Here is a 10,244-nt window from a genome sequence, read left to right on the forward strand (position 1 = left end):
AAAGGGGCGGCTCCGCCCCCCTTTAAAACCCCCCGCAAGGGGACCAGTCCCCTTGACCCCATAATTAATCTCTTGCCTACTAAAAGTTTATACGCCCGTGGTTGCCAGGAAGTAGACAAATTAATGCTTTGATGTTACAATATACACATGGGTAACGTATCTATAAACATACATGCAGAGAACATGCTGCAGGCGCTTTTATCCGTTGACAAGCTACGAGCTAAGGAGGTTTTAAGGGCGGCTCGTGAGCAATATCAGCCTATTGAGGTTGTTGAAGGGGTGATTGTGCCTTCTTTGGAGCGGATCGGTAATGACTGGGTGACTGGTGAAGTGTCCCTGTCACAAGTGTACATGAGCGGGAAGATATGTAATGAGATACTTGGAGATATAATACCGGATAATTGCAGAGTCAGAGAAAGACAGTTAAATATTGCCATAGCGGTATTAGAGGATTTTCATACGCTTGGCAAGCAGATAGTGAAGGGTTTTTTGCAGGCGTCTGGTTTTGAGGTTGTTGATTATGGTATGGGGGTCTCAGTGGATGACCTTGTAGGGCGTACCGTCAGGGATAAGGTTGATGTTCTCTTGATTTCGGTGCTTATGTTACCGTCGGCGCTAAGGGTGAGGGAGGTAAGAAGGGGCTTGAGGCAGAGACAATCCGGTGCGATAATTGTTGTTGGTGGTGCGCCGTTTAACTTTGATGAAGAGTTATATAAAGAGGTTGAAGCTGACTATATGGGTAGGACTGTCTCAGATGCCATCAGTATTATACACACCATAGAAAAACTAAGAGGGTGAGATAGTGTCCTTAAAAATGACGTCAATGCAGAGGGTTTTGACTGCACTTGGACATAAGGAGCCTGACCGTGTGCCGTTTTTTCTTTCGTTTACGATGCACGGGGCAAAGGAATTGGGACTGTCTGTCAGGGAATATTTCTCCAGGGCTGAAAATGTCGCAGAGGGGCAGTTGCGTGTATCCCGGAAGTTTTCCAATGACTGTGTCAATGGCTATTTCTATGCACCGATAGAGATAGAGGCATGGGGAGGTGAGGTAGTCTTCAGGGACGATGGCCCGCCTAATTCTGGGGAGCCGTTTATAAAGAAACATGAAGATATACTCAGGTTGACGCCTCCCGATGTGAGGCAAAGCAAGTGTCTGCTTAAGGCGCTGGATGCCCAGAGAATCATGAAGGAAAAGGTGGGTGATGACATACCGATTGTCGGTGCTGTGATATCTCCGTTTTCTTTTGCGATCATGCAGATGGGGTTTGACAAGCACATAGAGTTGATTTATGAGCATGAGGGGTTGTTTGAGCATCTAATGAGTGTCAATGAGGAGTTCTGTGTGCAATGGGCCAATGCGCAGATAGACGCTGGATGCAGCGCCATTGCTTATGTTGACCCTATGTCTTCGCCAACGCTGATCGATAAGGATTTATACATCAGGACGGGTCACAGGATAGCACAACGGACACTACCCAGGATAAAAGGCTCAACTGCAACCCATTTTGCCGCAGGAAGGTGTTACCCGATACTAGAATACATCCTGCAAACAGGGACATCCGCAATTGCCGTAAGCGTATTGGAAAACCTGCAAGCGATAAAAAATGTCTGCAAAGGACGGGCAACTGTAATAGGCAACCTCAACGGCATAGAAATGAGACGATGGTCTCAGGCCGATGCAACAAGGCTTGTAAAGGAGGCTATTGCAAAGGCAGGCAAGGGAGGTGGCTTTATTCTGTCCGACAACCACGGAGAGATACCGCTGCAGGTGCCCGACGACGTATTGTATGCAATAGCTGACGCAGTAAAAGAATGGGGTCGTTATCCGCTGGAATGGTTGCAAGACGATGGCAGCAACTGACAGACGTCGCACGCATCATAAATACCCGTAATATAATTGGCGATGCAGGGGGACAATAAGATAAACGAAAAGGATAAGAGGCTTGCCGACTACGCTATGGTTTTTGACGTTGTAGGTCTTATTGCATCATACGCATCGGAGGATGTTGCCATTGAAAACATAATACATCTGCTGAGAAATCTCTTTGCACCTTCAAGCATAATCTATGTCTCCATGGTTGAGGGGCATCCTTCGGAGATAATAACGTTCCCGGAAAAGGGAAATTACGAGGCGGTAGTAAATGACTTAATCGGTAATTTCAAGGGTGACTATGACTGGACGGCGTCGGGCAAGGGGTTCAGGTTCAAGATTAAAGGTAAGGATAGTGTTGGTACGGATAGCGTTCTTGGATTAATGGAGATCGACGGGATTTTATTTCCCGATTACAGAAGTCATTATCTCAATCTGACCCTTACCATTGCAAACACACTTGGTCTTGCAATATCTAATTCACGTGTATATCAGTCGCTTTTAAGTGCAAACAAACAAGTAAAAGAGTCTCATGACAGGTTGCTCAAGATACTTGAGAACATGGAGGCAATTGTCTATGTTGCCGACATGCAAACATACGAGATCATATTTGCCAACCGTTACCTGAAAGAAGCCATAGGTAGCGATAAAATAATAAACAAAAGATGCTGGAATACAATTCAAACAGGACAGGGTGGACCGTGCAGTTTTTGCACCAACAACAAACTGTTTGACGAAAATGGTCAGCCCTCAGGTACATATACCTGGGAATTTCAAAACACCGTTAATAAAAAGTGGTACTATATGCAAGACAGGGCTATCCGATGGGTAGACGGGAAGATCGTGCGTCTTGAGATAGCGACCGATATAACACAGAGAAAGATGCTGGAAAAACAACTGGCACAACTCAACGCTCACCTTGAGGAACAAGTCATAGACAAGATAGACGAAATAAGACATAAGGAACAGATGTTAATCCAGCAATCCAAGATGGCGGCAATGGGCGAGATGATAGGAGTGATAGCACATCAATGGAAACAGCCATTAAACGCCATATCTGTGGTAATACAGGATATCGCAGACACATATGAGTATGGAGAACTTAATCAGGAATATATCGATAACATGATCGAGGCATCAAAAGCTCAGATCAGTTTTATGGCAAAGACTATAGACGACTTCAGGAACTTTTTTAAACCAACCAAGCAAAAGAGTGTGTTTAGCGTTGCCGTGTCGATCAAGGAGATACTTTCAATGTTTACAGATGTATTTAAAAAAGACGGTATTTCAATAGAGCTATTTTGCGATAATGACAATGAACTGCAATGCTCCGGCTACCCAAATGAATTCAAGCAGGTGATTCTTAATCTGATAAGCAATTCCAAAGATGCCATATTAACAAGGCGCAGTAAGGACACTAAGACATATTTAGAAGGAACTATAAGCATATCTGTACAGAAAGATGAAGACAATGGCATTGCTATAATGATAACCGATAACGGCGGTGGTATCCCTGAAGACATAAAAGACAGAATCTTTGAACCATACTTTACAACCAAGCCCTCAGATGTTGGCACGGGCATAGGTCTGTACATGTCTAAGACAATAATAGAGAACAACATGTGTGGCAGACTTACGGTTAAAAACATAACCGAAGGAGCAGAATTTAAGATAACAATGAACTATGTGGCGTAGGTGCAGGTAATGTTGCAAAGTGTGACTGGCACTCCTCATCTGTATCTATATAGCTCATACATATAGCATAATATGATATATAGATAATGTCAAGAGTAATTTTTGCAATAGTTCACCCCTGATAAAAAAAGAAAGAAAGAGGGCGACTCTGCACAGAAATATGTATAGCAAGATATTTTTTGGTATAATAACTCATGTTACTCATAGAAATAAAAAAAAGGTTTAAAGGTTTCAATAACTGTATAAAATGTGTACTGTGGATATAGATAAATGGGGTCAAGGGGACTTCTTCGTGGCCGGGGCGCCTCGCCCCTCCCCTTGCGGGGGGTTCTGAAGGGGGCCAGGAGCGCATTGAGCCGGGGGGCGCTGCCCCCTCCTGGAGCGACAAGAAGCGGAGCCGCCCCTTTCTTTCTTGTATCGCACACAATCGAAACGTGCTATAATTAAGTACATGACAAGAGAGGCCTTTATCAAAAACGCAGTAGCTATGATTGTGATACTGATGCTCATGTGTACAAGCGCCAGGGCGGAGGACGTATCCTTTGGGATTTCGGCTGAAAAGGAGGAGCTGCACGTGGGTGAGGCCACGCCTCTGAGGCTGACCTTCCAGGGAACCAGGGACGTGCCGGAGCCACACTTTCGGTACCTGGACGGTTTTGAGATCAACTACAGAGGCCCCTCCACCCGCATCGCCATAACAAATGGCCGCTATATGTCATCCATTACACACGAGTACCTCATAAGGCCGCTAAAACCCGGAACATTTACAATAGGCCCCCTGGCCGTTACCTACCAGGGAAACACCTACAAATCCAATGCCATCAACATCAACGTCCTTCAGGATACACCCAATGCCCCTGTCAAGCCCCCACAGGAAGAAGTCTACGGCAGCCGGCCATACAAGAAGACCGAACGGGTGTTTATCACCCTGGTGCCCGAAAAGACCACCGTATACATAAACGAGGCCATCCCCGTAAGCGTAAAGCTCTTTGCACGGGACGTCGGTGTAAGAGACATCGAGTTCCCGGAACTGTCAAACGTCAACATCTCCATTGGTCAATTTGACAAGCCCGTCTCCCAGCGGGTCAATCTTGGGGGGGTGCAGTACGAGGTCATGGAGTTTAAGACAACGATGTTTGCGACCTCTACGGGGCAGTTTAAGCTCGGACCGGCTTCCCTGGAGTGTACCGTGCTGACAAGACAGGGTCTGCCGCGCCTCTTTGGGGATGACGACTTCTTTAGCGGCATGTTTAACACGGCCAAGCCCGTCACGCTCAAATCCGAGGCATTGACCATCAGCGTTCTCCCCCTGCCGCAAGAGAACAAGCCGGCGGATTTCAAGGGCGCCGTGGGTAGCTTTGACCTCGAAGTTGGCCTCTCCGCCACGGAGGTAAAGGTGGGAGACCCCGTAACCGTAACAATGGCCGTAACGGGCAAGGGCAATCTCAATACCGTAACGATGCCCGTTATCACAAACACCGAAAATATCAAACTATACGACCCATACATCAAGCAGAACAAGGGTTCAAAAGTCTTTGAGCAGGCCGTCATGCCGACAAAGAATTCGGTCGGTTCAATTGGCCCGTTCAGGTTCAGCTACTTTGATCCGGTCACTCAAACCTACCGCACCATCACAAGGGCTGCCCTGCCCCTGAAGGTCACAGGTTCGGAGGCCGATCTCAGGGCAAAGGCCGTCGATGCCCCCTCAAAGGAGCAAAAGCAGCACGAAACACTCGGAAGGGACCTGGCCTTTATCAAGGATTCCCCCGGCTCCCTGCGAAAAAAGAACCAGCCACGGTTGTACCAGAGTCCTCTGTACTGGTTATTGTATGTGATTGGTGCGCTGGTGTACATTGCGGTGTTTGTGGTTCACAGGAGGCGTCAGCGTCTTCAGGGCGATGAGGGCTACGCAAGGAGGCTAAAGGCGCCCAAAAAGGCCAGGGTTGCGCTCAAGGCGATCAAGGTGCTGCTGGATGATGGCAAGGCGGTGGAGTTCTATGATGGCGTATTCAGGCTGTTGAGCGAGTACCTTACCGACAAGTTCCAACTCGGCGGCGGTGAAATGACCAGCGACACACTTGTCAAGGTCCTTAGCGGCAAGGGGGTCAGGGAGGATATACTCACCATGCTTGAGGATATCCTGGGTATCTGTGACAAGGCACGGTTTGCGCAGATCGGCCTTGAAGAGGGCAAGATGCAGGATACGTTTCAACTGCTTGAGGGGTTTATGCTACTGATAGAGAAGGCTAAGTTATGATTGGAGTTACATTACAGGAGATAAAGATTTATAGCATCAAGATAAAGAATTACGGGGTCAAGGGGACTGGTCCCCTTGCGGGGGGGTTTAAGGGGGGGCAGAGCCGCCCCCTTCTTTCCCTCTTTTTGCACGGGCAGGCACTGATTTTGATGATTTTGGCTATGCTGATGCCGCTGACCGTTCATGCTGATGCCGGAGCGGCAGCCGGGACAAAGGATGTCTTTCAACAGGCGTCGGTCTATTACGCCCAGGGCAAGTACGACGACGCCATTGCCCGGTACGAAGGCCTGCTCACCACTGGCGTGGAGAGCGGAAGCCTCTACTACAACCTCGGAAACTGCTACTTCAAGGCAGGCGACATCGGGCGGGCGATCCTGTCCTATGAGAGGGCGATGAGGCTCATCCCACACGATGCCGATCTGAAGGCGAATTACGAGTTCGTCCTGTCTCAGGTGCCGGGCAGGGATAAGGGTCAGCCGGAAGGTCGTATGAGGAGGTTCCTGGATACGGCGTTTGGCCTGTTGACGATCAATGGTATCTGTGTCATGCTTGTTGTATTATATATGCTGGCAATAGTTATTTTGATTGGCAGACTATACGCTGAGGTACTCAGGCGGTATGCCGTGTTGTTGATATCGGTGGTCTTGTTGCTCTTTGTGGTGGCATCTTATGTGTTATACGTCAGGATTGTCCTCAGTGATAGTGAAGCGGTTGTGCTGAAGGACAAGGTGGAGGCAAGGTATGAGCCATTTGACACGGCAACGGTGTTTTTCACCCTCCCCGTTGGGATGAAGGTGCGCATACAGCAGGCAAAGGACAATTGGTACAAGGTCAGCCGTCCCGATGCCAAGCACGGCTGGGTAAGCAAGGAACTCATCGGTGTCGTCAATCAATAGGGGAGAAGAAAAAGGAGAAAACCATGCCTTTAGACCTTAAAACATACTATCTAAGCTATTTCCGCAAAGATATAGAAAAAATTAAGCTTCTACATGGAAATAGAATAACCAATAAGGATGATTTCTTCTTTGACAGAGATTCATGGATAAATGCAATTCTTAAAATTAACTCCAATGAACAGATTACATGTTTTATTCTTTCAATGTTCATTACGGTAGCATCTGATCAAACCATGTTTACATATTACAAGCCATTATACGGACAGTTTAAGCTATTGACACAATATCCAAAGTTTGGATGGTGTGGGCTTGGACCTCACAATGAAAACCCTCTTTTACTTATCAGGTATCCAATTGAAAAATCACTAGTTGAATTCAAGGAAATAGAAAAAAAACTTGATCCAGCATCAGAACTATTTAAAGAGCAAGTGGAAGACTTCTTTATAACTCACATGAAAGAAGTCAACCCTTATGAGTTTATCACGCGTTTCGTAACTGATAGAGATATAATTCAAACAGCAAAGGAAGATGTAAACATGAAGAGAGTAGTAGCTGCTTTTAGCATAAATAAGAAATATAATAATGTCAACTGAAATCAGCTTGCTTAACGTTAAATATTTTTCTGAGAAAACAATTCTCCACATTCCACTCAATAGCTGAAACAAAAGTGTTGTTTAACAAGGCATCGTTACTACTGTTTGCCGTACTTCTCTGTGGCTGTACCGGCAGAGTGGAGAGGCTTGACGGTTACCTCTATGGCCGGATCGGCGCCAACCCTACGACGCTGGACCCCGCCTACGTTGTTGACGTCCTGGGGGGGATGATAGCCGCCAAGCTGTACAACGGCCTGGTGCGACTCGATGACAACCTGCAGGTGGTACCCGATGTTGCTCGGCAGTGGCGGGTGAGCGACGACGGCCTGACGTACACGTTTGCGCTGCGTGAGGACGTCGTGTTTCACAACGGCCAGAGATTGACCGTCGATGACGTGGTCTACTCGTTCAGACGGATAATGAGTCCTCAGACGCATTCGCCAAACGCCTGGATGTTCAAAAATGTCGCCGACGTAAAGGTTGTACACACCGGTGAAATCGAGGTCACGCTCAAGACCCCGTTTGCGCCATTTCTAAAGAGCCTGACCATGCCTGCAGCCTACATAGTTCCAAGGGCGGAGGTGGAGAGGCTGGGCAAGGACTTCGGCCTGCACCCCGTTGGAACCGGCCCATTTGCACTGGCACGCTGGGAACCCGACAACAACATCGTGCTCAAAAAAAACGTCCTATACTTCGACCGCCCCGCCAGGATAAACGGGATCGTCTACCGGATAATCCCCGAAGACATAACGTCGATGACCGAGTTCCTCACGGGTAATCTCGACGTCCTTGGCGTGCCGGCATCGGCGTATGCGATGCTCACAAAGGACGCACGTTATGCGGGGCTTGTAGCTCACGCATCGGGGTTGAATACTTTCTACCTTGGCCTGAACAATTCCCGCAGACCCCTTGACAACCCCAATCTGAGAAAGGCTATTGCCTGCGCCATTGACAGGAAAAAGATACTCCGCACGTATCTGCAGGGACAGGGCAGCTACGCCACCTCTGCCGTGCCCTCCGTCCTGAAGGGATATGCCGTGGCCGATTATTACCCCTACGACCCTGACAGGGCACGGGCATTTCTGAGGGCATCGGGGATTGCGGGCGGCGTGAATCTGAAGTTTTACGTGTCGGCCATCCAGGAGTCGATAGACATTGCCGAAATCATAGCGCACTATCTGCGGCAGGTGGGCATTGGGGTGGAGATTCGTATCCTGGAGTGGAGCGCATACAAGGTGGCTATAAACAACGGCGAACCTGACATGTTCTGGCTCAGTTGGTGGGCGGACTATCCCGATGCTGAGAACTTCCTCTATCCGATGTTTCACTCCTCAAACTTCGGCGCCGGTGGCAATCGCATCAGATACGGAAACCCACAAGTGGATACGTTGATAGAGCAGGCCAGGAGGACACTCGCAGCTCCGCAGAGAGAGGCTATGTACAAACGCACAGAAGACGCCGTGGCCATCGATACCCCCGCCGTGTTCTTCTGGCACCGCAATGAATACATCGTCACACAACCCTGGATAAAAGGACTCCGCCTCTACCCCATCTACAACATGGACAAGGCAACCGGCATTGAAAATAAAAGGTAAGGTGTTTGTTATTTCCAGCCATATAAGGTTATAATAAGGCATGGATATGATTTACTTCAACTGATGTCTGATGTCGGTTGTCTCATTCTTGCAATAGATACCTCCTGTGACGACACCTCAGCGGCTGTGGTCAGAGATGGCAGGGATGTGCTGTCAAACGTGGTCAGCAATCAGAGCGCATTTCACAGTAAGTATGGCGGCATAGTGCCGGAGATAGCGTCTCGCCGACACGTGGAACAGATATGGCCTGTGGTGGATGCGGCGATGCAGGAGGCGCAAGTGGGGTTTGGCGATCTGTCTGCGGTGGCAGTGTGTCATGGGCCTGGGCTGATAGGGTCGTTGATAGTGGGGTGTGCCTTTGCCAAGTCTGTTGCCTATGCGTGCGGGCTTGCACTGATAGGGGTTAATCACCTGCATGGGCATATCTGTAGCGTCAATCTCATTGAGGAACGCCCGCTGAAGTTTCCCTATCTTTCGTTGGTGGTTTCCGGCGGACACACCAGCATGTACAGGGTCGATGGTGATGGTCTGTACACGCTGGTGGGGGCAACACGCGATGATGCCGCCGGTGAGGCCTATGACAAGGTTGCCAGGATGCTGGGGTTGGGATATCCGGGAGGGCCGGTTATCGATGCACTGGCCAAAGACGGCAATCCAAAGGCCATCAATTTTCCACGGGCATACATGCCCGACAGCCTTGACTTCAGCTTCAGCGGCCTCAAGACCTCCGTGATGAACTACCTCCGTACTTCCAGGGAAAAAGCCCCTGTGGAGGACATCTGTGCCTCATTTCAGGCCGCCGTGATCGATTGTCTGCTCAGGAAGGTGCAGCAGGCGCTCAACAGTCAGAGAGCCTCCGCCGTGACCATCACCGGTGGTGTAGCTGCCAACGATGCCCTCAGAAGAGCCATCCGCACCCTGCCCCCGGAGATCGAGGCAATCATCCCCCCAAAGACCCTCTGCACCGACAACGCCGCCATGATTGCTGCCGCTGCATACATATCACTCAAAAAGGGCGAATTTGCCAACCTGACACTAAACCCCAAGGCATACATACCTGTCTGCTAACAAGAAAAAAAGAAAGGGGCGGCTCCGCTTCTTGGCGCTCCAGGGGGTGAGGCACCCCTGCCATAAAAGTCGCACCTGGCCCCCTTCAGATCCCCCCTGCAAGGGGTCACGGACCCCTTGACCCCTTGATTTTCAACAAAGCTAAACCTATTAACAACTATACTGAAATGACGCAGGTTTTTTCAGGCATGATATTTGAGTGTGAAATAATGGGGTCAAGGGGACTGGTCCCCTTGCGGGGGGTTCTGAAGGGGGGCGGAGCCGCCC

General features: G+C 49.1%; 8 protein-coding genes. All 8 read left to right on the forward strand.

What is annotated here, in order from left to right:
• Window positions 1-183: 183 nt before the first annotated feature.
• The 8 genes from HWQ67_RS07230 to tsaD all read left to right on the forward strand — a co-directional run bounded on the left by HWQ67_RS07230 (window position 184) and on the right by tsaD (window position 9,977).
• Window positions 184-798 carry a cobalamin B12-binding domain-containing protein gene (locus tag HWQ67_RS07230; RefSeq protein ID WP_218252011.1) on the forward strand — a complete coding sequence of 205 codons (615 nt, stop codon included), beginning with the start codon at window positions 184-186 and terminating at the stop codon, window positions 796-798.
• Window positions 799-823: 25 nt separating this feature from the next.
• The gene (locus HWQ67_RS07235; protein ID WP_255317159.1) at window positions 824-1,864 is read left to right on the forward strand and encodes a uroporphyrinogen decarboxylase family protein; all 1,041 of its coding nucleotides are present in this window, start codon (window positions 824-826) and stop codon (window positions 1,862-1,864) included.
• 42 nt (window positions 1,865-1,906) lie between these two features.
• Window positions 1,907-3,568, forward strand: a complete 1,662-nt coding sequence (locus HWQ67_RS07240; protein ID WP_218252013.1) for a PAS domain-containing sensor histidine kinase — start codon at window positions 1,907-1,909, stop codon at window positions 3,566-3,568.
• Between the two features lie 451 nt (window positions 3,569-4,019).
• The gene (locus tag HWQ67_RS07245) at window positions 4,020-5,825 is read left to right on the forward strand and encodes a BatD family protein (protein WP_218252014.1); all 1,806 of its coding nucleotides are present in this window, start codon (window positions 4,020-4,022) and stop codon (window positions 5,823-5,825) included.
• Window positions 5,822-6,721, forward strand: coding sequence for a tetratricopeptide repeat protein (locus HWQ67_RS07250; RefSeq protein WP_218252015.1), 900 nt, complete (start codon window positions 5,822-5,824; stop codon window positions 6,719-6,721). The genes HWQ67_RS07245 and HWQ67_RS07250 overlap by 4 nt, the downstream gene beginning before the upstream one ends.
• Before the next feature lie 23 nt (window positions 6,722-6,744).
• Entirely contained in the window at window positions 6,745-7,314 is a 570-nt protein-coding gene (locus tag HWQ67_RS07255; protein WP_218252016.1) for a hypothetical protein, read from the forward strand.
• A gap of 74 nt (window positions 7,315-7,388) precedes the next feature.
• Window positions 7,389-8,909 carry an ABC transporter substrate-binding protein gene (locus tag HWQ67_RS07260; protein ID WP_218252017.1) on the forward strand — a complete coding sequence of 507 codons (1,521 nt, stop codon included), beginning with the start codon at window positions 7,389-7,391 and terminating at the stop codon, window positions 8,907-8,909.
• Window positions 8,910-8,972: 63 nt separating this feature from the next.
• Window positions 8,973-9,977, forward strand: a complete 1,005-nt coding sequence (gene tsaD / locus HWQ67_RS07265) for a tRNA (adenosine(37)-N6)-threonylcarbamoyltransferase complex transferase subunit TsaD (RefSeq protein WP_218252018.1) — start codon at window positions 8,973-8,975, stop codon at window positions 9,975-9,977.
• The last annotated feature ends 267 nt before the right edge of the window (window positions 9,978-10,244 follow it).

The organism is Candidatus Magnetobacterium casense, from assembly GCF_019173545.1.
Lineage (GTDB): Bacteria > Nitrospirota > Thermodesulfovibrionia > Thermodesulfovibrionales > Magnetobacteriaceae > Magnetobacterium > Magnetobacterium cryptolimnobacter.

Excerpts from the sequence above, each read along its gene's own strand:
- HWQ67_RS07235 (WP_255317159.1), top strand. The coding sequence starts at position 824 with ATGCAGAGGGTTTTGACTGCACTTGGACATAAGGAGCCTGACCGTGTG.
- HWQ67_RS07230 (WP_218252011.1), top strand. The coding sequence starts at position 184 with ATGCTGCAGGCGCTTTTATCCGTTGACAAGCTACGAGCTAAGGAGGTT.
- HWQ67_RS07240 (WP_218252013.1), top strand. The coding sequence starts at position 1,907 with ATGCAGGGGGACAATAAGATAAACGAAAAGGATAAGAGGCTTGCCGAC.
- HWQ67_RS07255 (WP_218252016.1), top strand. The coding sequence starts at position 6,745 with ATGCCTTTAGACCTTAAAACATACTATCTAAGCTATTTCCGCAAAGAT.
- HWQ67_RS07250 (WP_218252015.1), top strand. The coding sequence starts at position 5,822 with ATGATTGGAGTTACATTACAGGAGATAAAGATTTATAGCATCAAGATA.
- HWQ67_RS07245 (WP_218252014.1), top strand. The coding sequence starts at position 4,020 with ATGACAAGAGAGGCCTTTATCAAAAACGCAGTAGCTATGATTGTGATA.
- tsaD (WP_218252018.1), top strand. The coding sequence starts at position 8,973 with ATGTCTGATGTCGGTTGTCTCATTCTTGCAATAGATACCTCCTGTGAC.